This is a genomic window from Pseudomonas sp. 11/12A (assembly GCF_000800055.1).
Taxonomy (GTDB): Bacteria; Pseudomonadota; Gammaproteobacteria; order Pseudomonadales; family Pseudomonadaceae; genus Aquipseudomonas; species Aquipseudomonas mohnii.
Genome location: NZ_JUGV01000001.1, coordinates 1,304,154 through 1,326,007, shown reverse-complemented (window position 1 = coordinate 1,326,007; position 21,854 = coordinate 1,304,154). Strand labels below are relative to the sequence as shown.

19 protein-coding genes are annotated in these 21,854 nt (G+C 61.4%); 11 read left to right on the top strand and 8 right to left on the bottom strand.

From position 1 onward, the window contains the following. Positions 1-283: 283 nt before the first annotated feature. From GQ39_RS06185 to GQ39_RS33475, 3 genes are read right to left on the bottom strand one after another with little or no spacing between them, the layout of a single operon-like run. Positions 284-922 carry a response regulator gene (locus GQ39_RS06185; RefSeq protein WP_047528192.1) on the bottom strand — a complete coding sequence of 213 codons (639 nt, stop codon included), beginning with the start codon at positions 920-922 and terminating at the stop codon, positions 284-286. After that, entirely contained in the window at positions 919-2,181 is a 1,263-nt protein-coding gene (locus GQ39_RS06180; RefSeq protein ID WP_047528191.1) for a sensor histidine kinase, read from the bottom strand. Before GQ39_RS06180 ends, GQ39_RS06185 begins: the two co-directional genes overlap by 4 nt. A 2-nt stretch (positions 2,182-2,183) precedes the next feature. Further along, entirely contained in the window at positions 2,184-2,306 is a 123-nt protein-coding gene (locus GQ39_RS33475) for a hypothetical protein (RefSeq protein ID WP_262984254.1), read from the bottom strand. A gap of 157 nt (positions 2,307-2,463) precedes the next feature. On the opposite strand from GQ39_RS33475, the gene GQ39_RS06175 reads away from it, so the two are divergent. From GQ39_RS06175 to GQ39_RS06150, 6 genes are all read left to right on the top strand, one after another. Continuing rightward, positions 2,464-3,648 (top strand): ABC transporter substrate-binding protein, encoded by a 1,185-nt coding sequence (locus tag GQ39_RS06175; protein ID WP_047528190.1) that lies wholly within the window; start codon positions 2,464-2,466, stop codon positions 3,646-3,648. 39 nt (positions 3,649-3,687) lie between these two features. Then, positions 3,688-4,647 carry a YVTN family beta-propeller repeat protein gene (locus tag GQ39_RS06170; protein ID WP_047528189.1) on the top strand — a complete coding sequence of 320 codons (960 nt, stop codon included), beginning with the start codon at positions 3,688-3,690 and terminating at the stop codon, positions 4,645-4,647. Further along, positions 4,644-5,375, top strand: coding sequence for an ABC transporter ATP-binding protein (locus tag GQ39_RS06165; RefSeq protein ID WP_047528188.1), 732 nt, complete (start codon positions 4,644-4,646; stop codon positions 5,373-5,375). Before GQ39_RS06170 ends, GQ39_RS06165 begins: the two co-directional genes overlap by 4 nt. Next, positions 5,372-6,163 carry an ABC transporter permease gene (locus tag GQ39_RS06160; RefSeq protein ID WP_047528186.1) on the top strand — a complete coding sequence of 264 codons (792 nt, stop codon included), beginning with the start codon at positions 5,372-5,374 and terminating at the stop codon, positions 6,161-6,163. Before GQ39_RS06165 ends, GQ39_RS06160 begins: the two co-directional genes overlap by 4 nt. 116 nt (positions 6,164-6,279) lie before the next feature. Next, entirely contained in the window at positions 6,280-6,837 is a 558-nt protein-coding gene (locus GQ39_RS06155) for a PQQ-dependent catabolism-associated CXXCW motif protein (RefSeq protein WP_047528185.1), read from the top strand. Between the two features lie 56 nt (positions 6,838-6,893). Then, positions 6,894-7,559 carry a response regulator transcription factor gene (locus GQ39_RS06150; protein WP_047528184.1) on the top strand — a complete coding sequence of 222 codons (666 nt, stop codon included), beginning with the start codon at positions 6,894-6,896 and terminating at the stop codon, positions 7,557-7,559. A gap of 395 nt (positions 7,560-7,954) precedes the next feature. Here the strand turns inward: GQ39_RS06150 and nahK are convergent, their stop codons facing one another. From nahK to GQ39_RS06135, 3 genes are all read right to left on the bottom strand, one after another. Then, entirely contained in the window at positions 7,955-10,549 is a 2,595-nt protein-coding gene (nahK, locus tag GQ39_RS06145; protein ID WP_047528183.1) for a hybrid sensor histidine kinase/response regulator NahK/ErcS', read from the bottom strand. Continuing rightward, positions 10,518-11,681 carry a nitric oxide-sensing protein NosP gene (nosP, locus tag GQ39_RS06140; protein WP_047528182.1) on the bottom strand — a complete coding sequence of 388 codons (1,164 nt, stop codon included), beginning with the start codon at positions 11,679-11,681 and terminating at the stop codon, positions 10,518-10,520. Before nosP ends, nahK begins: the two co-directional genes overlap by 32 nt. A gap of 276 nt (positions 11,682-11,957) precedes the next feature. Next, on the bottom strand, positions 11,958-13,142 hold the full coding sequence (locus GQ39_RS06135; protein ID WP_047528181.1) for a porin: 1,185 nt from the start codon (positions 13,140-13,142) through the stop codon (positions 11,958-11,960). Positions 13,143-13,441: 299 nt separating this feature from the next. Between GQ39_RS06135 and GQ39_RS06130 the strand changes: the two genes are divergently transcribed. Continuing rightward, complete coding sequence (locus GQ39_RS06130; protein ID WP_047528180.1) at positions 13,442-14,305, top strand: MBL fold metallo-hydrolase; 864 nt, start codon at positions 13,442-13,444, stop codon at positions 14,303-14,305. On the opposite strand, the gene GQ39_RS30920 is transcribed toward GQ39_RS06130, so the two are convergent. Beyond that, the gene (locus GQ39_RS30920) at positions 14,292-15,995 is read right to left on the bottom strand and encodes a hypothetical protein (RefSeq protein ID WP_052193485.1); all 1,704 of its coding nucleotides are present in this window, start codon (positions 15,993-15,995) and stop codon (positions 14,292-14,294) included. The genes GQ39_RS06130 and GQ39_RS30920 overlap by 14 nt on opposite strands. A gap of 139 nt (positions 15,996-16,134) precedes the next feature. Beyond that, on the bottom strand, positions 16,135-16,623 hold the full coding sequence (bkdR, locus tag GQ39_RS06120) for a Bkd operon transcriptional regulator BkdR (protein WP_047528178.1): 489 nt from the start codon (positions 16,621-16,623) through the stop codon (positions 16,135-16,137). 185 nt (positions 16,624-16,808) lie between these two features. Between bkdR and GQ39_RS06115 the strand changes: the two genes are divergently transcribed. Genes GQ39_RS06115 through lpdA form a run of 4 tightly spaced genes read left to right on the top strand, consistent with a single transcriptional unit; the run spans position 16,809 to position 21,779 of the window. Then, positions 16,809-18,044 (top strand): 3-methyl-2-oxobutanoate dehydrogenase (2-methylpropanoyl-transferring) subunit alpha, encoded by a 1,236-nt coding sequence (locus GQ39_RS06115; protein WP_047528175.1) that lies wholly within the window; start codon positions 16,809-16,811, stop codon positions 18,042-18,044. Between the two features lies 1 nt (position 18,045). Beyond that, positions 18,046-19,104: an alpha-ketoacid dehydrogenase subunit beta gene (locus GQ39_RS06110; protein ID WP_047528172.1), complete on the top strand. Its 1,059-nt coding sequence runs from the start codon at positions 18,046-18,048 to the stop codon at positions 19,102-19,104. Beyond that, on the top strand, positions 19,105-20,379 hold the full coding sequence (locus tag GQ39_RS06105; RefSeq protein ID WP_047528170.1) for a dihydrolipoamide acetyltransferase family protein: 1,275 nt from the start codon (positions 19,105-19,107) through the stop codon (positions 20,377-20,379). A 17-nt stretch (positions 20,380-20,396) separates the two neighbouring features. Continuing rightward, positions 20,397-21,779, top strand: coding sequence for a dihydrolipoyl dehydrogenase (gene lpdA, locus GQ39_RS06100; protein WP_047528168.1), 1,383 nt, complete (start codon positions 20,397-20,399; stop codon positions 21,777-21,779). Positions 21,780-21,854: the final 75 nt, after the last annotated feature.

Below are 21,854 nucleotides of genomic sequence, written 5' to 3'. Positions count from 1 at the left end.
AGAGCGCCACGGGGTATCAGGCTCCCCGCGTTATCGTTGACGTTCTTCGCGAGCAGATGTCGATGCTTGCTCTTTTGTAGGAGCGAGCCTGCTCGCGAAAAACCCGAGAGCGCCAGGGGGCATCAGACTCCCCGCGTTTTCGTTGACGTTCTTCGCGAGCAGGCTCGCTCCTACACAGGCACAAGCGAAAAACCCGAGAGTGCCGCGGGGCATCAGGCTCGCCGCGTTTTCGTTGACGTTCTTCGCGAGCAGGCTCGCTCCTACACAGGCACAAGGCGGTGAATCAGCCGGCCACCCGTACCACCCCCATGTCGATGCCCAGGTGCACCAGTTCGGCATGGGACGAGACCTGCAACTTGCTCTTGAGCAACGTCAGGTGATTGGAGACTGTTTTGCTGCTGATGCTCAGCTGTTCGGCAATCATCCGGGCCGGGGTGCCTTTGGCGATCATCACGAAAATTTCCAGCTCGCGCTGGGTCATGCTCTGCAAACGCGGATCGCTGGCGTCCTGTGGCGGGTGGCAGGCCAGTTGGGTGGCCAGGGGCTGTTCGATGTAGGCATGGCCCGCGAGAATCCGCCGCACCGCTTCGATCAGCACTTGCGGCGCCGAGCTTTTGGTGAGGTAGCCCGAGGCACCGGCGTCCAGTGCCTGACGCACCAGGGGCAGCTCGTCGTGCATGCTGAAAAACAGCACCCGCAACTGTGGCAGGCGCTGACGCAGGCGTCGTGTGGTTTCCAGGCCGCTGATCCCCGGCAAACCGAAATCCATGATCACCAGATTCGGCACAGCCTCCTGCACCCTGGCCAGCGCTTCCTCGCCGGTCGCCGCTTCTCGCACGTCCATTGCCGGCAGCACCGCGCGCAACAGACTCGCGTAGCCCTGGCGGACCACCGCATGGTCATCGACCAACAGAATATTCATGACACCTCCAAAGGCATGCTCAAGGCCAGCGCCCAACCGGCGCCGGGCCGGCTGATCACCCGCAACTCGCCGCCCAGGCTGCGGGCGCGCTCGAACATCGAATGCAAACCGACACCCGAGCGGGGTGGCTGTTGGGCGCCGCGACCGTTATCGCGAATCAGCAAGCGCAGATGGCCGCCATGATGTTGCAGGCGAACCCGCACCTCACTGGCGCCGGCGTGACGGCTAATGTTGGTCAGGGCTTCCTGCAACAGGCGGTAGAGATGAGTCTTGTCCGGTGCGGACAACGGCGGTAACTGCGCGCTGACCCTCAACTGGCAATCGATCCCCTGCCGACCTTGCCATTGCTCGACCAGCAAGCCAAAGGCTTCGGACAATGACAGATGTTGCAACACCACCGGATAGAGGCCATGCACCAGCGCCCGAAAGCCCTGTTGCAGGTGTTCGCAGTTGTGTTCGAGCTCACGCACTGTGCGTTCCACGGTGTCTGGCTGATCCGCCACCAGCCGCAGCAGGCAGGCCTGGGCGCGAATCCCCGCCAGGTATTGTCCGAGGTCGTCGTGCAGGGTCTGCGCCAGTTGCGTGCGTTCCTGTTCCTGCACCGCCAGCAACGTCTGGGTCAGTTCGGTGTTGTCGGCCCGCGCCTGTTCCAGTGCGTCGGTCATGCGGTTGAAATGCGTCGCCAGTTGCCGCGCCTCCGGCAGGCCCTGCGCACGCAAACGCACATTGAGCTGGCCGCCGGAGACCTGCTGCAGGGCGCGCAGCAAGTCGTCGAGCAGGCCCAGGCCCCGACGTACGGCCCAGCGAATGGTCAGCAGACTCAACGCTAACGCCAGGCCACAAAGGCTCAGCAATTGTTGGAGAGAATCCCAGACTTCGTCGATTTCATCCCGTGGATCGACCACGATCTGCACGCGGCGGCCGTCCTGCAATTGGAGAACCCGTTCACTGTGCCGGGCCTCGGCAAACAACAGCCGTCCGAGCCAGGCATCGAGCCCGTCCTGCACCGGCAGCCGTTCCGCTTCGCCCGGCTCGAGCCAGCGCACCCGCACGTGACGCAAACTGCGCGTCAGCCGTGGTTGCAGGCTGGCAGGATCGCGCTCGGCGGTTTCACTCAGGTACTCGACCACCGCTTCGGCGGATTGCAGTTCACGCTCCACATCCGCCAGTGCCTGATGCACCAGCAACCCCATGCACGCCAAAGTGACCAGAGCGAAAAAACCGCACACCCAGAGGTTGATCCGCCACAGGGCCGACATGCCTAGCGTCCCGGTGTCGCGGGCATGACGAGCAACGGCGCGGGGCGCGGGCCGTGAAGCTTGTCGACACCGATCAGGCTCAGGACCAGTAAAAACGGCAGGAGCAGCGCTTTAAGAATTCGCATGATCGATTGCCTCCAGGGTAATGGCCGTTTTAGTCCATGCTAAAACCGCACCGCACGGTGCGAGCTACTACCTTGGTACTGCCTCGCTGGTACTTTCTGCATATTTCATCCGGCCTTCAGGCTTCCTATGCTGGCGCTACCTGTAATGGAGTGCCCTATGCGCCAGCTTGCCCCTTACGCCTTGTTCTACGTGCTGGCGATTGCCTGCGCGGCGGGGCTGGCGACTCAAAGCCAGGCCGCCGATGCGCCGTTGCAGGTGCGTATCGGCTACCTGGGCTATCGCCCCGACCCGGGACCGCTGCTGTCGAACGTCATTCCCGAACCGACCGATGCCGGGTTGCGCGGTGCTGAACTGGCGATCACTGACAGCAACAGCACCGGGCGTTTTCTCAACCACAGCTACAGCCTGGTGAGTGCCAGCGTCGACAGCCCGGATGCGTTGATCCATGCCGCCCAGGCCCAGCACGAACAGGGCCTGCGCCTGTTTGTGGTCAATGCGCCGGCAGAGACTCTGCGCCGGCTCAGTGCGGTACTTCCCGACAGCCTGTTGTTCAACGCCGGCAGCCCGGACGACAGCCTGCGCACCACCGATTGCTTGCCGAATGTGCTGCACAGCCTGCCCAGCCGGGCGATGCTCGCCGATGCCCTGGGGCAATTCCTGGTGGTGCGCAAATGGCAGCGAGCACTGCTCATCGTCGGCCCGACCGCAGACGATCAAGCCTACGCCGCCGCCCTGCGCCGCGCGGCCAAACGCTTCGGCGTGCAACTGGTGGCGGAAAAAGCCTGGAGTTTCGACAACGATCAACGACGCAGCGCCCAGGCCGACATGCCACTGTTCACCCAGACCGCTGAATACGACGTGGTGTTGGTGGCCGACGAACGCGGCGACTTTGGTGAATACGTGCCGTACCAGACCTGGTATCCGCGCCCGGTGGCGGGCACCCAAGGCCTGACCCCGGTGGGCTGGCACAAAACCGTGGAAACCTACGGTGCCGCGCAGTTACAGAAACGTTTCGAAGCCCTGACCGGGCGCTGGATGAACGACCGTGATTTCGCCGCATGGATGGCCGTGCGCAGCATTGCCAGCGCCGTGAGCAAACTGCGCCAGACCGAGCCCATGGCGATCCGTCAGCTGGAAATCAGCGATCAACTGCCGCTGGACGGCTTTAAGGGGCGCAAGCTCAGTTATCGGCCGTGGAACGGTCAACTGCGCCAGCCGATCCCCATCGTGCAACCCCGTGCGCTGGTCAGCACCTCGCCCCAGGATGGCTTTCTGCACCCCTTCAACGAAATGGACAGCCTGGGCTACGACAAGCCCGAGGTCAGTTGCCGCTTTCCCTGATCCTTTTTTCACTACAACGACAACAATAAGGAATCTGCCATGCGCCGCACCCTGCTTTCCTGCGCCCTGCTGCTCGCTGCGGGACACGCCGCGGCCAGCACCGCCTGGGTCTCCAACGAAAAGGACAACAGCCTGAGCCTGATCGACATGCAGACCCTGCAAGTCACCGAGACCTTGCCCGTCGGCCAGCGTCCGCGTGGCCTGCTGCTGTCCCATGACAACAAGCTGCTGTACATCTGCGCCAGCGACTCGGACCGGGTGCAGGTGATGGACGTGGCCACGCGCAAGATCATCAAGGAACTGCCGTCGGGCAAGGATCCCGAGCAATTCGCCCTGCACCCCAACAATCGCTGGTTGTATGTGTCCAACGAAGACGATGCGCTGGTCACGGTGATCGACACCGAAACCTCCAAGGTCCTCAGCCAGATCAACGTCGGCGTCGAACCCGAAGGCATGGCCGTCAGTCCCGATGGCAAGTGGGCGGTGAACACCAGCGAAACCACCAACATGCTGCACTGGATCGACACCAGCACCCAGACTCTGGCTGACAGCACCCTGGTGGATCAGCGCCCGCGTTTCGTCGAGTTTTCAGCGGACGGTTCGCAGCTGTGGGCCTCGGCGGAAATCGGCGGCACCGTGACCATTCTCGACGTGGCCAGCCGCAAGATCCTCAAGACCCTGAACTTCCAGATCAAGGGCGTGCACCCGGACAAGGTCCAACCGGTGGGCGTCAAACTCAGCGCCGATGGCAAGTACGGTTTCGTCGCGCTGGGCCCGGCCAACCATGTGGCGGTGATCGATGCCAAGACCTTCGAAATTCTCGACTACCTGCTGGTGGGGCGACGGGTCTGGCAGATGGCGTTTACCCCGGATCAAAAACAGTTGCTGGCCACCAACGGCGTCAGCGGTGACGTCTCGGTGATCGATGTCGAAAGCCTCAAGGTCATCAAATCCGTGAAGGTCGGACGTTATCCCTGGGGCGTGGTAGTGACCCCATGAACGCCCTGGAGGTCAGCGACCTGAGCTTCGCCTATGGTGCCCGGGAGGCCTTGCGCCAAGTGAGTTTCAGCCTGGCACCGGGACGCTTCGCGGCGCTGCTGGGGCCTAACGGCGCCGGCAAATCAACCCTGATCGCCCTGCTCACCCGGCTCTATGACGTGCAGCACGGAGACATCCGCGTCGGTGGCTACTCGTTGTCCAGAACGCCACGCCCGGCGCTCAGGCAGTTGGGCGTGGTGTTTCAACAAAGCACCCTCGACCTGGACCTCAGTGTCGAGCAGAACCTGCGTTATCACGCGGCGCTGCATGGCCTGTCCAGGCGCCAGAGCGCCCTGCGGGTCGAGGCGGAACTGGCCCGCCAGGCCCTGACCGAACGCCGGCGCGAACGGGTACGCGAACTCAATGGCGGGCATCGCCGGCGGGTGGAAATTGCCCGCGCCCTGCTGCATGAGCCACGTCTTCTGCTGCTAGACGAAGCCAGCGCCGGACTCGACCCGGCCAGTCGACTGGCGCTCAACCAGCACATTCGCAACCTGTGCCGCGAGCAGCGCATCAGCGTGCTCTGGACCACCCATTTGCTCGACGAAGTGCAGCCCAGCGATGACTTGCTGATTCTCCATCAAGGCCGGCTGGTCGCCAGTGGGCAGGCCGATGCGCTGAGCCTGGAACATGGCGGCGACCTGGGTTCGGCCTTCACCCGTCTCACGACTTCCGGAGCTGCCCGATGAATGCGTACTGGCAATGTTTCAGCGGCATCGTGCTGCGCGAATGGCTGCGTTTCGTTCTGCAGCGCACGCGGTTTCTCAGCGCGCTGGTGCGGCCCTTGTTATGGCTGCTGGTGTTCGCCGCGGGTTTTCGTGCGGCCCTCGGCATCGCGATCATCGAGCCTTACGACACCTATATTCCGTACGAGGTGTACATCATTCCGGGCCTGGCCTGCATGATCCTGCTGTTCAACGGCATGCAGGGTTCGCTGTCGATGGTCTACGACCGCGAGATGGGCAGCATGCGCGTACTGTTGACCAGCCCCCTGCCCCGGACCTTTCTGCTGTGCAGCAAGCTGTTGGCCACGGCGCTGATTTCGTTGTTGCAGGTGTATGCGTTTCTGGCGATCGCCTGGGTCTATGGTGTGCGACCGCCGGCCATGGGCCTGTTGTGGGCCTTGCCGGCGTTGTTGCTGGTGGCGCTGATGCTCAGTGCCCTGGGCCTTTTGCTGTCGAACGCGATCCGCCAGTTGGAAAACTTTGCCGGGGTCATGAATTTCGTGATTTTCCCGCTGTTTTTTCTGTCTTCGGCCCTGTATCCGCTGTGGAAGATGCGCGAGTCCAGTGAATGGTTGTACTGGCTGTGTGCCCTGAACCCGTTCACCCATGCCGTGGAACTGGTGCGGTTTGCCTTGTATGAACGCTTCAATGCCCTGGCGCTGGCGGTGTGCGTGGGGCTGACCCTGCTGTTTTCGCTGCTGGCCGTGTTGACGTTCAACCCGCAACACGCCGCCCTGCGCAAATCCGGCTGACAGATCTCCTGCAGGACCAAAACTACTACTTTAGTACTGGTTTTCCTGTCTATCGTCGCATTCCAAACGCAGCGCGACTGGCATGTAATGGGTCCATAACGATAAGGATTGAACCCATGCCGCATGCCCGACGTCGCCTGCTGCGACTCTCTTTTGCTGCGTTGTCGCTGAGCCTGTGGCTGGGCAACGCCCACGCTGAAGCCGCGTTGTTTTCCGCAGAGGGCTATCGCATTGACCTGTACCGCAGCCCGACGCCCCATGAGTTGCAGGGCGCGACCCTCGTCGACACACCGGCCCTGCAAACCCTGCTGGAACAAACCCCGCGCCCGCTGCTGATCGACGTTTACCGCCGCCCATGGCTGCAAGGCCAGTTCATCGAAGACCAGCCCCACGAAAACCTGCCCGGCAGCCATTGGCTGGCCAATACCGGTGATGGTGAGCTGACGCCACAGTGGCAAGACTATTTCGCGCACAACCTGAAAAAACTGACCGCCGGTGACCCGACGCAACCACTGGTCTTTTACTGCCGCTCCGACTGCTGGTTGAGCTGGAACGCGGTCAAACGCGCGGCCAGCCTGGGCTATAAGACACTGTACTGGTACCGTGACGGTGTGGACGCCTGGCAGGCGGCCAACCTGCCGGTGGCGCCGGCCCGGCCCGAACCCTTTCCCTGAGCTTTACGCGTGCGTGTTGTTGCCACACCATAATCAAAATAATGAGGTGAAAGGCTATGTACAAAATTCTGATTGCCGATGATCACCCGCTGTTTCGCGAAGCCATCCATAACGTCATCAGCGACGGCTTTGCCGGCAGCGAAGTGATGGAAACCGCCGACCTGGACAGCGCCCTGGCCCTGACCCAGGAACACGATGACCTGGACCTGATCCTGCTCGACCTGAACATGCCCGGCATGCACGGGCTCAATGGCTTGATCAACCTGCGCAACGAAGCACCGACCATTCCGGTGGTGATCGTGTCCGCCGAGCAAGACAAGCAAATCGTCCTGCAAGCCATCACTTACGGCGCGGTGGGCTTCATCACCAAATCCTCGCCCCGCAGCCAGATGACCGATGCGATCCAGCAGATTCTCAACGGCAACGTCTACTTGCCTCCGGACATTATCCGCTCGGCCAGAACCGGTACGCACCGGCGGATGAACGACACCCCCAGCTTCCCGCCAGAGCTGCTCCAGGCCCTGACCCGCAAGCAATTGCAAGTGCTGGAACGCATGACCAAAGGCGAGTCCAACAAACAGATCGCCTATACCCTGGAAATCGCCGAAACCACGGTCAAGGCCCACGTCTCGGCGATCCTGCGCAAGCTCAACGTGCACAACCGGGTGCAGGCGATCCTGAGTGCCGGGGACATTGATTTCGGGTCGTATCTGCGGCGGTGAGGCTTGCCTGAAGAGCGCATAACGACCATCGTCGGCACGCCGCCCGGAGCAAGCTCGCTCCTACAGGAATTGGTGAGCGTCACAGCCCACCAATCACCCGCAGGTGCACCCCAACCACTGTAGGAGCGAGCCTGCTCGCGATAACCGTCAGGGCAACGCGGGCATTCAGACAGCCCGCGTCATCGTTGAAGACCATCGCGAGCTGGCTCGCTCCTACAGGAATTGGTGAGCGTCACGGCCCACCAATCACCCGCAGGTGCACCCCAACCACTGTAGGAGCGAGCCTGCTCGCGATAAACGTCAGGGCAACGCGGGCATTCAGACAGCCCGCGTCATCGTTGAAGACCATCGCGAGCTGGCTCGCTCCTACAGGGGGGGCACCCACACCGGAGAAGTCACGGCCGAGCGAGCAAATGACTCATGGCTGTCTTGAGCTTCATCGGCCGTACCGGCTTGTGCATCAGGGTGTGCCCGAGTTCGCGGATCTGCTGCTTGAGCTCGATGCTGTAGTTGGCGGTGATCATCATCGCCGGGATCGGTGAGCCGCGCCGGGCATTGATCCGGGCCACGGCGTCCACACCGTTCTGATCGTTGTCCAGGTGATAGTCGGCGATCAGCAGGTCCGCGTCGGCGTGGTAGTTGTCCACTTGCCGTGCCAGGTCCTCTTCCGACAGCGCCGTGACCACCCGGCAGCCCCAACCTTCCAGCAGCGTGCGCATGCCGGCGCAAATGGTTGCATCGTTATCCAGCACCCAGATCCGCGCCCCGCGCAGCCGTTCGAGCATTGGCTCGCTCATCAGCAAAGCGGGGGCTGCCTGCGGTGCGGTGGCGCTTAACGGCACTTCGACGCAGAACATCGAGCCCTTGCCCGGCCACGAGCGAACCTGAACCCGATGCCCGAGAATGCCGGCGATCTTTTCGACGATCGCCAGGCCCAGCCCGAGGCCGCGGTCCTGATCCGGACGTTGCACATCGCCACGCTTGAACTCCTGGAAAATCTCCTCCAGGCGATTTTCGTCAATGCCCATGCCGCTGTCCCAGACCTGAATCGACAGGCGCTGGTGATGACGCCTGCAACCGAGCACCACGCGACCGCTGTAGGTGTAGCGAATGGCATTGCTCAACAGGTTGCGCAGGATGCGCGCCAATAACTGGATATCGCTGCGCACCAACGCCGAACAGGCAATGAAATGCAGCTCCAGGCCTTCGCTGCGAGCGACCTGGGTGTATTCCGCCGCCAGGGTGTCCAACAGCTCGCTCAGGGCGAACGGCGCGATGTCCGCCTTGATCACCCCGGCATCGAGCTTGGAAATATCCACCAGGGTGCCCAACAGGTTTTCCACGTCTTCCAGGGAGTTACTGACATTGCGCACCAGCACCTCGTTGCTGACCGCCTCCCGGCGCTCCAGCAAGGCACTGGTGAACAACCGTGCCGCGTTCAAGGGTTGCAGCAAGTCATGGCTGACCGCCGCGAGAAACTTGGTCTTCGACAGATTGGCTTGCTCGGCCTCCTGCTTGGCCTCGCGCAAGCGAGATTCGACCCGGCGACGCTCCTCGATCTCACGCAACAACTGGTCGTTGAGGGTGGTCAGTTCCGCGGTGCGTTCGCGCACCCGCAGCTCCAGATTCTGGTAGGCCTGATGCAACGCCTCGGCGGTGCGGCGGCGTTCGGTGATGTCGCGGATCAACACGAAAATCCCCACCACCTCGCCGCTGGCCAGCCGATTGGGCACGTAGGAACGCAGCATGTAGCGTTCCTGATTATTGACGTTGGTTTCGGCGACCTCGAACGTCACGCTCTCGCCGGCCAACGCCCTGGCCACGTAGGACTCCAGGCGCTGGTAATGCTGTTCGCTGTGCACTTCACGCAAGCTTTGGCCGAGCATCACGCCCCGTGGCCAGCAGTACCATTCTTCGTAGACCTTGTTGGTGAATTCGTAGACCAGGTCGGCGTTCAGATAGGCAATCAACGCCGGCACATGGTCGGTGATCAGGCGAATCCAGCGCTCGCTTTCGCTCAGGGCTTCGGCGTGCTGGTAGCGTTCGGTGATGTCGGTGAAGGTGTTGACGAATCCGCCCGTGGGCAGCGGATGGGTGCGAATCTCCAGGACCCGGCCATCGTAGAGGCGTTGTTCGCATTCCTGCGTGGGCCGCCCGTTGGCGTCGCGGCTGGCCGGGGTCAGCAGGGTCAATTCGCTGTCGGCGATCACTTCGGCAAACGGACGATGGGCCGCGACCGGTGCCAGGCCACTGAGTTCGAGGAACCGGCGGTTCCACAGCTCCAGGATGCCGTCGGCGTTGACCATCGCCACCCCTTGGGAGAGGTTGTCGACCGCCCGTTGCAACAGGTGCGACTTCTGCGCCACCGCTTGCTCGCGGCGCACGGTTTCGCTGAGTTTGACGTCGGTAATGTCGGTGAACAGAATCACCCGCCCGCCTTCCTGGGTGGGCCGCTCGCTGACTTGCAACCAGCGACCATCCTGCAAGCGATACAGCAGGTTTTCGTCGGCTTGCCCGCGCGGCTCTTCGGTGAACAGACCGTTGTTCATCATCAGACGCTTGACCTCGGTCAGGCGCATGCCGGCGCTGATCCGCACCCGGCTGTTGCTCCAGAAGGCCTTGAAGCGGCTGTTGAACAGGACGATGCATTGCTGGGCATCGAACAGCACGAAGGCGTCGGAGATGCTCTCGATCGCGTCGATAAGGTGTTGATGAGCCGTTTCTGCGCGCAAGCGCGCTTCGCTGAGCAAGTGGTTGCCTGCCTTGAGTTCGGCCATGGCCTGGTTCAAGGCGTCGGTGCGCTCTCGCACCTGCTCGGCCAGCACCACCGAATGCTGGAACGCGGCGTAGGGATCATTGCCCCGGGTGATGCCGGACTCGATACGTTCGATCAACGCGGCGTTGATGCGTTGCAGTTTCTGGTTGTCGTGTTGCAGGCCGGCGATCTGCGCCCGCAGTTCAGCGCAGTCCGAGGGACCGCCCTCGGGCAATGGCGACGCCGGTGAATGTCTGGTTGATGTGCATGCCATTGAACTGTTCTCCGTAGGTGTTGAACCCCATCACCCGCTGCTCGCGCAAAAAGGCGCCGATCTGCTCGAGGCTGCCGTCGTCCTCCAGCTCCAGGCGCCGCAGAAAACAATCGCAGCCAATGGTCAGCAGCAAATCACCGAGACGCTCCTGCAAGCCGTCGAACAGGCTTTGCAGGTTCGGCAGCATGGGACCGGGGGTCATGGCAGTGAGGACGATGCCGTTCTCCACGGCGCAATAGAAACTCAGGCTCAAATCGGCATGAACCTGCTGAATGGCACGCACGTAATACTGCTCATTGATCCGCACCGCCAAGGGGTGCGCGGCGAAGATCCGGTGATCGAGCTCGGCCACCGGCACGCCGATGTGTCGGGCGTACTCGGCGGCAGCCGGCTCGGCATTGAGTTCGAAGACCCGCCGCGAAGCGCTGTCGGCTCCGGTGACCACCAGTTTTTCCTCCCGGGGCAGGATGTGATGGGTGGTGAACACTTCGAAGTCCAGCCACGTATTGACCAACACCACGACTGCCGCGCCGCTGTGAAACTCGCCGTCGAAGTAGACATGGGTGTGGGTCAGGTAGTTGTCGTCGCCGGCCGAACCGCCGAAATGCGGAATGTCGCCCAGCGCGGCGCTCAAGGCCGCCAGGACCATTTCTTCGCGGCTGGACAGGCCATCGAGCAAGGTCAGGGCAAAGCTGTTGCCCTTGATCGGTGCCAGGGTATTGCTGCGACAGCCGCCGACCAGGCGCTCGACCATTTGCTGGGCGTCGATCAGGCTGAAGCGTTCCATTTCGTCGATCAGTTCGAGGGCGATGGAGAAGTGCCGGTGATCGAAACCGACCGCCGTCACGCAATTGCGTCCATACCCCAGCGGAGTGATTTCCCCGGCGCTGGTGCAACCCGCCAGGCGAATGCCGCCGAAGCTCTGTTGCAAGGCCTGCCCCAGCGCCTGCAAATCGTACTCGGCGGAACAGAAGAACAGCACGAACCCCAGGTGCGGATGCAATAACTGTCGCGCCAGCTCCTGCGCCACCTGCTGGGCATCGGTGGCCTGGGACATCGCGCTGACGATACCTTCGTTCTGGACCTGCTGCATCGTCGCCTCCCGCAGGTGCGCATGTATGAGGTACGAGTGTACGAAGCCTGTTTGGTGCGACCTATGCTACTTGGGTAGCGGTCAGGCGCTTCGATGGGATGAGAGCCGGAGCGTGGAAACTGGATGGCGGGGGCTTTTGTGGCGAGGGCGCTTGCCCACGCCGGGCTGCGAGGCAGCCCCTGCTTGGCCGATGCGCGACCAGAAGCAGGGGCCGCTTCGCGACCCAAAGCGGGAGCAAGCGCCCTCACCACAGGGAAGGGTTAGACGATCACCCCCTTACCAGGTGAGTACAGCCCCCACCGCAAACGTATCGGTGTCTTCGTTCTGGGCACTGGTATCGTGCCCGTTGATTTTGAACTGGTTGTATTCGGCCACCAGCTTGAGGTTGTCGTTCACGTCATGGAACAGCGCGACGCCGCGGGTTTCATAGTCGGCGCCACTGCCGACCACGCCGTTGCCATCGTCATTGGTCTTGCCATAGGACAGCGCCAGGCGGTTTTTCCCCAGTTTGTAGGAGCCCTGCAGCAGATAACCGTCGCTGTCGACGTTGCGCAGGGTCGGTTCCCCGGCGTTGTTGGTGAAGAAGGGGTTGATGCCCTTGGCCTGGAAACCGGAACCGACCAGGGTCAGCCCGCCCATTTTCGCCTGCACCCCGTAACCGACGCCTTTTGAGGTGACGCTGTTGACGGTGGAGTCAGTATTGTCGGACGTCTGGTAGCTGCCGTTGACCCAGCTATAGATCTGCGCGCCGGCCAGGTCGAACTGGTAGGTGATTTCGCTCTCGGTGCGCGGGTTCTCCTGATAGGCCTTGCCGGTCGGGCTGCTGTCGTTGGTGTCCACCGGGTCCATGATGCCCACCGCCACGCGCAGACCGTCCATCACCGGTGTGCGGTAAGTGATCTGCGACGTCGGGAAAGGATAGGGATAACCGGTGCCAATGTTGCCGAACGAGACCCCGCCACCGTCCACCAGCCCCAGGGTGTCGCTGACCTGGCCGTACCCGGCCAGCAGTTCATCGAGCAGGATGTTGGAACGGGCAAACAGGCCGAAGTCCTTGCCGATCAGCACTTCGCCCCATTGCGGGTTGGCCACGGTGCCGTAGAACTGGCGGACATCGATGGCGGTGTCGGTGCCGTTGGTTTGGCTGTCGTTGATGGTCACCCAGAACGAAGCCCGGGCGCCGAGCTTGAGATCATCGACCTGTTTGCCCATGTTGAAGCCCAGGTAGTTGGGCAGGAAACCCATCTTCACCCGCGCCTGTCGACGGTCGTACTGGTCCCCTTCACGGTTCACGTTACTGTTCACGTAAAAGGCGTTGATATAGCCGTCAGTGGAGAACGTGGTCTGGTCCTTGTCGTACAGCATGATCTCGGCCTCAGCCATCGAGCTCAGGCCAAGGGCCGGCAGGCTGGCGATGAAGACCGGTAAAAGACGATGCTTGAAGTTCTTATTGTTGTGCATGGCGCGCTCCGCGACTGGTGACGAGGTGTCGGAGGCGATTATCGAAAGCGGACCGGCGGCGCCATACGCTGCCATGGAGGCGAATTGCAGCTGCTTTGGAGCGGCCGGCGCTGCGCAACAAGTTCGGCGTAAGACCGCTCGTCGGCAGGGTCCGCAACTTAAGGTGTAGGGCCTGTGGACCCCGAGGCGGGGCCACAGGAACCGCTACTGACTGGACAGCCGCCTTCAATAGCATGCCGGCCGCCACCACGGGGAAAATGAAACTACCCTCAATACTCGTCCAGACAGAAACAGCCACCATGCCCGCCTTGATTGAAGCCTTCCTCGACCCGGCCTCCTCGACCTACAGTTACGTGGTCTATGAAGCCGATGGCAGTCAGTGCGCAATCGTCGACCCCGTGCTCGACTACGACCCGGCCGCGGGCCGCACCGCCAGCACCCAGGCCGACCGGATCATCGCGTTCGTTCGCGAACACCGGTTGCAAGTGCAATGGCTGCTGGAAACCCATGCCCATGCCGACCACCTGTCAGCCGCGCCCTATTTGCGTCGGGAGCTGGGCGGCCAGATTGCCATCGGCGCATCGATCAGCAAGGTCCAGAAGGTGTTCAAGGCGCTGTTCAATCTTGAGCCGGAGTTCTGCGTGGACGGTTCGCAGTTCGACCATCTGTTCGCCCCGGACGAATCCTTCAACATCGGCCATCTCAAGGCCACCGCGTTGCATGTCCCTGGGCATACGCCGGCCGACATGGCGTACCTGGTCGATGGCGATGCGATTCTGGTGGGCGACACGCTGTTCATGCCGGACGTGGGCACCGCGCGTTGCGACTTCCCCGGCGGCAACGCTCATCATCTGTACGCTTCGATCCAGAGGCTGCTGGCCTTCCCCGCCGACGTGAAACTCTACGTCTGCCACGACTACCCGCCCGAAGGTCGGCGAGCGCAATGCCAGAGCACCGTTGGCGAGCAACGAAAAAGCAACGTCCATGTGCATGACGGCATCGACGAAAACACCTTCGTCGCCATGCGCACCCGGCGCGACAGGGGGCTGGGGATGCCGACACTGTTGCTGCCGGCGATCCAGGTGAATGTGCGGGCGGGGAACATGCCGCCCGCGGAAGACAATGGCGTGGTCTACCTGAAAATCCCGATCAATCAGATGTAGCGTTCGTCAAAACCGGCTCCATACTCCAGCCGCCGGCATGCTCGTAGTAGGTGAATGCAAGCGTCTGGCCCGCCGAAATGACATGCTCGATTTCATCCGCCCCCCGGGCATGACATATCCTGGTTTCGTAGGGTGCCTCGCTGACGACCAAAACGACGCCATTCGCTGCCGCCACGGCCGGTAGATACACCAAGGGCAAATAGTTGCCGTAGGACACAGTGTATCGAACAAACTTTTCTCCATCGCAGGGTGCAGGAATCGAGTACGAATGATCATCAGGCGAACAGTCGCGGACCTGTAACTTCCATTGCTCGCTACCGTCGAGACAGACGAAGGCCACGGCATCACCTGCTGACAGCGTCACCCGAGCCATCGGGACATCACTGTTGCGCATATCCATTACGCATTCAGCGCTGGCGTCCGAGCAGACCAGCAGCCTGTGTGATTCCGCACTCAGGATGGGAGGCAGTGAGACCGTCGGCGACCAGTGCTCGTCACTGATGCTGAACAGCATGTGGCGGGCCGAGGGCAGGCTTTTGGCTCGTGCGACAGTCGGGTGGGCCTGTTCGACATCCTGAAGCCCCAACGTACGTGCACGAAACTGATTCGAATAGATGATGTTATCGACCAGTCGATGCCTGAGCGACCAATCTGTATTGATGATGTAGTACTTCATGATAGGAGAATGGGCATTACCGGCCGCAAACCATGACATCAGTGAGCCCGATATGTCTTTCGGCACAAAAAAAGGAAACACCATACGTGCGGCCTGAATCGACCTGAGCTCTCCCGCAGGCTTGATCTCTTGACCCACCTTATCGATGAAGGCCTTGAGAGCGGAGTCCGACGGGGTGTTGGAACCGATCCAGCGTTGATTGACTCCCGGCCAGAAACTTAGGTCTCTCTCGCCAGCGTTATAAGACACGACAACATTTTTGAATCCCGGCAAGCCCCAGATCTGCGACACACTCAAATTTTTATACGTTGGGGAAATAATCGAGTCGCCGAAAGCAGACTTCAAAATACCGATAAGTTCTGCATGCGCAGCCTGGGTAAATTTCCGGAATTGATGGAAATTCACAATCACGATTTCTCTTCGACGGTCCCATCCCGAACCGAAGTGAAAGGACTTGATTCCGTTAATGATGTCGCCCTGAATGGTTCGACCATTGGTTGTACTGTGATAAATCATGAATCGCCGGGGATCACCCGACAGGTACCCGGCATAATGGTGAACCCTGATATCCAGCACTCGAATACCCGCGTTCAGTTGTTCATGAGGCGAAACATCCTGGCAAACTTCCGAAGTAGGAGCGAACTGAGCCTTCTCATCAAACCCCGAGTTATGTGTGCCTGGCAAAATGGCCAGATCTATCGGTAAATTCCGCACGCCCGTATAAGTGCTCATCCAGTGCGTACGATTATTACTGAAAGGCTTGCATACGCCATCGCTCCAGCTTCCTCCCGGACACCAGCCGCCCATTATTCCGATCTCGAACTCATCGCTGGTGGATGCCGGCCCGTGATTCAGAAGCGATTGTGGATCTACCGACTGTATGACCGCCGCACTTTCAAAGTAAGGTCCAAAAACGGGAGACCGGTATTCTTTTATATGACCGAGCGCATCCAGATCATCAGCACTCACATCCAGCGAACTGGCCAATGCAACTTTATCCAATAGGGAATTCATCTTGTACCTCAACCGTTAATTAACAATGGAGGAAACAACATAAACGGAGCCCTATCCGATAAACATGGACCCAAACTGTAGATAGGCGTTGTACAGTTGTGACCTATTGATTCAATAACAATAACAACGCCATCGAACGTTATTTATCCAGCGTCATTCCATTGGCCGGCAACGGCAGCGCCGTCTTGTATCGCACCTGCTTGAGCGCAAAGCTCGAACGGATGTTCGCCACCCCCGGCACCTTGGTCAGAAAGTCCATCATGAAGCGCTCCAGCGACTGGATGGTCGGCACCAGCACGCGGATCAGGTAGTCCGGGTCTCCCGCCATCAGGTAGCACTCCATGACTTCCGGGCGATCGGAAATCGCCTCTTCGAAATGCTGCAACGCCTCCTCCACCTGTTTTTCCAGGCTGACATGGATGAACACGTTCACGTGCAACCCCAGCAGGTCGGCATCGAGCAGGGTCACTTGCTCGCGAATCAGGCCCAGCTCCTCCATCGCCTTGACCCGGTTGAAGCACGGTGTCGGCGAGAGGTTCACCGAGCGGGCGAGGTCGGCGTTGGTGATCCGCGCGTTCTCCTGAAGGCTGTTGAGAATGCCGATATCGGTACGGTCCAGTTTGCGCATGAGACAAATCCACCTGTTTTTTATGTTTATGCAGATTTTTTATCTGCAAATGATCATCAGCGCAACGAAACAGAGAGAAATATTCTTCTTGGCCGGGCCTATGATGTTTGTAGGACAAGATTTCTTCCACAGAACGAAATCTGTCAGCTCACTACAAGAAATTCACAAGATCGAGCGTAGAAGCCATGAACCAAGCGTACGAACCGCTGCGTCTGCACGTTCCCGAACCCTCGGGCCGTCCCGGCTGTAAAACCGACTTCTCCTACCTGCGTCTGACCGACGCCGGCACGGTGCGCAAACCCTCCATCGACGTTGAACCGGCCGATACCGCCGATCTGGCCAAGGGCCTGATTCGCGTGCTCGACGACCAGGGCAATGCCCTCGGTCCATGGGCTGAAGGCGTGCCGGTCGAGACCCTGCGCAAAGGCATGCGCGCCATGCTCAAGACGCGGATCTATGACAACCGCATGGTGGTCGCCCAGCGCCAGAAGAAAATGTCGTTCTATATGCAGAGCCTCGGCGAAGAAGCCATCGGCAGCGGCCAGGCCCTGGCGTTGAACATCGACGACATGTGCTTCCCGACCTACCGTCAGCAAAGCATCCTGATGGCCCGCGAAGTGCCGCTGGTGGACCTGATCTGCCAATTGCTGTCCAACGAGCGCGATCCGCTCAAGGGCCGTCAGCTGCCGATCATGTATTCGGTCAAGGACTCCGGTTTCTTCACCATTTCTGGCAACCTCGCCACCCAGTTCGTGCAAGCGGTGGGCTGGGGTATGGCCTCGGCGATCAAGGGCGACACCAAAATCGCCTCAGCCTGGATCGGCGACGGCGCTACCGCCGAATCGGACTTCCATACCGCCCTGACTTTCGCCCACGTGTACCGCGCGCCGGTGATCCTCAACGTGGTCAACAACCAGTGGGCGATCTCCACCTTCCAGGCCATCGCCGGTGGTGAAGCGACCACCTTCGCCGGTCGTGGCGTGGGTTGCGGCATCGCTTCGCTGCGGGTCGACGGCAACGATTTCTATGCGGTCTACGCCGCTTCTGCCTGGGCCGCCGAACGCGCCCGCCGCAACCTCGGCCCGACCATGATCGAATGGGTCACCTACCGTGCCGGTCCGCACTCGACCTCCGACGATCCGTCCAAATACCGTCCTGCCGACGACTGGAGTCATTTCCCGTTGGGCGACCCGATCGCGCGCCTCAAGCAGCACCTGATCAAGGTCGGTCACTGGTCCGAAGAGGAACACGCCGCCGTCAGCGCCGAGCTGGAAGCCGAAGTGATTGCCGCGCAGAAAGAAGCCGAACAGTACGGCACGCTCGCCGGCGGCCAGATTCCAAGCGCAGCGACCATGTTCGAAGACGTCTACAAAGAGATGCCGGAGCACTTGAAGCGCCAGCGTCAGGAACTGGGGATCTGACATGAACGATCACAACAACAATATTCAGTTGGACACCGCCATGACCACGACCACCATGACCATGATCCAGGCCCTGCGCTCGGCCATGGATGTGATGCTTGAGCGTGACGACAACGTCGTGGTGTTCGGCCAGGACGTCGGCTACTTCGGCGGCGTGTTCCGTTGCACCGAAGGCCTGCAGACCAAGTACGGCACCTCGCGGGTGTTCGATGCGCCGATCTCCGAAAGCGGCATCGTCGGCACTGCCGTGGGCATGGGCGCCTACGGCCTGCGGCCGGTGGTGGAGATCCAGTTCGCCGACTACGTCTACCCGGCCTACGACCAGATCATTTCCGAAGCCGCCCGCCTGCGTTATCGCTCGGCCGGCGAATTCACCGCGCCGCTGACCCTGCGCATGCCCTGCGGCGGCGGCATCTACGGTGGCCAGACCCACAGCCAGAGCATCGAGGCGCTGTTCACTCAAGTGTGCGGCCTGCGCACCGTCATGCCGTCCAACCCCTACGATGCCAAGGGACTGTTGATCGCCTCCATCGAAAACGATGACCCGGTGATCTTCCTGGAGCCCAAGCGCCTGTACAACGGCCCGTTCGACGGCCACCACGACCGTCCGGTGACCCCTTGGTCGAAACACCCCGCCGCTCAGGTTCCGGACGGCTACTACACCGTGCCGCTGGACGTTGCCGCCATTGCCCGTCCGGGCAAGGATGTCACCGTACTGACCTACGGCACTACTGTGTACGTGTCGCTGGTCGCCGCCGAAGAAAGCGGCGTGGATGCCGAAGTCATCGACCTGCGCAGCCTGTGGCCGCTGGACCTGGAAACCATCGTCAAGTCGGTGAAGAAAACCGGGCGCTGTGTGGTGGTCCATGAAGCCACCCGCACCTGCGGTTTCGGTGCCGAGCTGGTGGCGCTGGTGCAAGAGCACTGCTTCCACCACCTGGAAGCGCCGATCGAACGCGTCACCGGTTGGGACACCCCCTACCCGCACGCGCAGGAGTGGGCGTATTTCCCTGGTCCGTCCCGAGTGGGCGCGGCGTTGAAACGGGTCATGGAGGTCTGAATGGGCACGCACGTTATTAAAATGCCGGACATTGGCGAAGGCATTGCAGAAGTTGAACTGTCGGTGTGGCACGTCAAGGTCGGCGACATGGTCGTCGAGGATCAGGTGTTGGCCGATGTCATGACCGACAAGGCGATGGTCGATATCCCGTCGCCGGTGCATGGCAAAGTCATCGCCCTTGGCGGTCAGCCAGGCGAAGTCATGGCGGTCGGCAGTGTGCTGATCAGCATTGAAGTCGAAGGCGCGGGCAACGTTAAAGAGTCGACTCAGCCAGCGGCCGCTGTAAAAGAAGCACCGGTTGCAGCCCCGAAAGTTGAAGCCGTGGTCGAAAGCAAACCGGTCGCTGCCGCCGCGCCGCGCCCGGCCGTGTGCCAGGGCCCGCTGGTGGCCCGTGAGGCGAATGAGCGTCCGTTGGCGTCCCCGGCCGTGCGCAAGCATGCGCTGGACCTGGGTATTGCGTTGCGTCTGGTACGCGGCACCGGCCCGGCCGGTCGGGTGCTGCACGATGACCTCGAGGCCTACCTGGCCCAGGGCCAGTCGAATGCGTCGAGCGTCAGCAACGCGTACGCCCAGCGCAACGATGAAGCGCAGATCCCGGTAATCGGCATGCGCCGCAAGATCGCCCAGCGCATGCAGGACGCCACGCAACGCGCCGCGCATTTCAGCTACGTCGAAGAAATCGACGTCACTGCTGTTGAAGAGCTGCGCGCGCACCTCAACGAAAAACACGGTGCGACCCGTGGCAAGCTGACCTTGCTGCCGTTCCTGGTCCGCGCCCTGGTCGTTGCCCTGCGCGACTTCCCGCAGATCAACGCCCGTTACGACGACGAAGCCCAGGTCATCACACGCCTCGGCGCGGTGCACGTGGGGATCGCCACCCAGGCCGACATCGGCTTGATGGTGCCGGTGGTGCGCCACGCCGAAGCCCGCAGCCTGTGGGACAGCGCGACGGAAATCGCCCGACTCGCCACGGCCGCACGCAATGGCAAGGCCAGCCGCGATGAATTGTCCGGCTCGAGCATCACCCTGACCAGCCTCGGCGCCCTCGGCGGCATCGTCAGCACCCCGGTGCTGAACCTGCCTGAAGTGGCCATCGTCGGCGTCAACAAGATCGTCGAACGACCTATGGTGATCAAAGGCCAGATCGTGATCCGCAAGATGATGAACCTCTCCAGCTCCTTCGATCACCGCGTGGTCGATGGCATGGACGCGGCGCAATTCATCCAGGCCGTGCGCGGCCTGCTCGAACAACCCGCCACCCTGTTTGTGGACTGATGACTAGAGAGGCATGCATGCAAACTCTGCACACCACGCTGCTGATCATTGGCGGCGGCCCCGGCGGTTATGTGACGGCGATCCGTGCTGGCCAATTGGGCATTTCGACCATTCTGGTAGAAGGCCAGTCCCTGGGCGGCACCTGCCTGAACATCGGCTGCATTCCGTCCAAGGCGCTGATCCACGTCGCCGAACAGTTTCACCAGACGCAACAGCACAGCCAGCATTCGGCCCTGGGCATCAGCGTGTCGGCGCCAACCCTGGACATCGGCAAGAGCGTCGAGTGGAAGGACGGCATTGTCGATCGCCTGACCACCGGCGTCGCCGCGCTGTTGAAAAAGAACAAGGTCCAGGTCATTCAAGGCTGGGCCAAGGTCATCGACGGCAAGACCGTTGAAGTGGGCGACACGCGCATTCAATGTGAGCATCTGGTGCTGGCGACCGGTTCCAAAAGCGTGAACCTGCCGATGCTGCCGATTGGCGGGCCGATCATTTCGTCCACCGAAGCCCTGGCGCCGAAATCAGTCCCGAAACGGCTGATAGTGGTGGGGGGCGGTTACATCGGTCTGGAGCTGGGCATCGCCTATCGCAAGCTCGGTGCCGAGGTCAGCGTGGTCGAGGCGCAGGAGCGGATTCTGCCGGCCTACGACGCCGAACTGACCCAGCCTGTGCATGACGAACTGAAAAAGCTCGGCGTGACACTTTACTTGAAGCACAGCGTTCAAGGCTTTGATTCCAAATTAAATACCCTGCAAGTACTTGCCCCCAACGGCGACACCCTGAACCTGGAAACCGATCAGGTGCTGGTGGCCGTCGGTCGCAAGCCGAACACCCAGGGCTGGAACCTTGAGGCGCTGGGCCTGGCGATGAACGGCGCGTCGATCAAGATCGACCATCGTTGCCAGACCAGCATGCACAACGTCTACGCCATCGGCGACCTCAGCGGCGAACCGATGCTCGCTCACCGGGCCATGGCCCAGGGCGAGATGGTCGCCGAGCTGATCAGCGGCAAGTCCCGCGAGTTCAACCCGACCGCCATCGCCGCCGTGTGCTTCACCGACCCGGAACTGGTGGTGGTCGGCCAGACACCGGACGAGGCCAGGGCTGCCGGGCTGGATTGCATCGTTTCCAGCTTCCCGTTCGCCGCCAATGGCCGGGCGATGACCCTGGAATCGAAAAGCGGCTTCGTGCGCGTGGTCGCCCGTCGCGACAATCATGTGATCGTGGGCTGGCAAGCGGTAGGCGTCGGGGTGTCCGAATTGTCCACGGCATTCGCGCAAAGCCTGGAAATGGGCGCGCAACTGGAAGACATCGGTGGCACCATTCATGCGCATCCGACGCTCGGCGAGGCGGTGCAGGAAGCGGCGTTGCGGGCCCTTGGCCACGCGTTGCACCTGTAAGTCAGGGAAATCGAGGGTGGCAGTCCAGGCCCCATCGCGAGCAAGCTCGCTCCCACAGGGTTATGTGAACGCCAC

Coding starts and splice junctions, on each gene's coding strand:
- GQ39_RS06185 (WP_047528192.1), bottom strand. CDS start 922: ATGAATATTCTGTTGGTCGATGACCATGCGGTGGTCCGCCAGGGCTAC.
- GQ39_RS06180 (WP_047528191.1), bottom strand. CDS start 2,181: ATGTCGGCCCTGTGGCGGATCAACCTCTGGGTGTGCGGTTTTTTCGCT.
- GQ39_RS33475 (WP_262984254.1), bottom strand. CDS start 2,306: ATGCGAATTCTTAAAGCGCTGCTCCTGCCGTTTTTACTGGTCCTGAGC.
- GQ39_RS06175 (WP_047528190.1), top strand. CDS start 2,464: ATGCGCCAGCTTGCCCCTTACGCCTTGTTCTACGTGCTGGCGATTGCC.
- GQ39_RS06170 (WP_047528189.1), top strand. CDS start 3,688: ATGCGCCGCACCCTGCTTTCCTGCGCCCTGCTGCTCGCTGCGGGACAC.
- GQ39_RS06165 (WP_047528188.1), top strand. CDS start 4,644: ATGAACGCCCTGGAGGTCAGCGACCTGAGCTTCGCCTATGGTGCCCGG.
- GQ39_RS06160 (WP_047528186.1), top strand. CDS start 5,372: ATGAATGCGTACTGGCAATGTTTCAGCGGCATCGTGCTGCGCGAATGG.
- GQ39_RS06155 (WP_047528185.1), top strand. CDS start 6,280: ATGCCGCATGCCCGACGTCGCCTGCTGCGACTCTCTTTTGCTGCGTTG.
- GQ39_RS06150 (WP_047528184.1), top strand. CDS start 6,894: ATGTACAAAATTCTGATTGCCGATGATCACCCGCTGTTTCGCGAAGCC.
- nosP (WP_047528182.1), bottom strand. CDS start 11,681: ATGCAGCAGGTCCAGAACGAAGGTATCGTCAGCGCGATGTCCCAGGCC.
- GQ39_RS06135 (WP_047528181.1), bottom strand. CDS start 13,142: ATGCACAACAATAAGAACTTCAAGCATCGTCTTTTACCGGTCTTCATC.
- GQ39_RS06130 (WP_047528180.1), top strand. CDS start 13,442: ATGCCCGCCTTGATTGAAGCCTTCCTCGACCCGGCCTCCTCGACCTAC.
- GQ39_RS30920 (WP_052193485.1), bottom strand. CDS start 15,995: ATGAATTCCCTATTGGATAAAGTTGCATTGGCCAGTTCGCTGGATGTG.
- bkdR (WP_047528178.1), bottom strand. CDS start 16,623: ATGCGCAAACTGGACCGTACCGATATCGGCATTCTCAACAGCCTTCAG.
- GQ39_RS06115 (WP_047528175.1), top strand. CDS start 16,809: ATGAACCAAGCGTACGAACCGCTGCGTCTGCACGTTCCCGAACCCTCG.
- GQ39_RS06110 (WP_047528172.1), top strand. CDS start 18,046: ATGAACGATCACAACAACAATATTCAGTTGGACACCGCCATGACCACG.
- GQ39_RS06105 (WP_047528170.1), top strand. CDS start 19,105: ATGGGCACGCACGTTATTAAAATGCCGGACATTGGCGAAGGCATTGCA.
- lpdA (WP_047528168.1), top strand. CDS start 20,397: ATGCAAACTCTGCACACCACGCTGCTGATCATTGGCGGCGGCCCCGGC.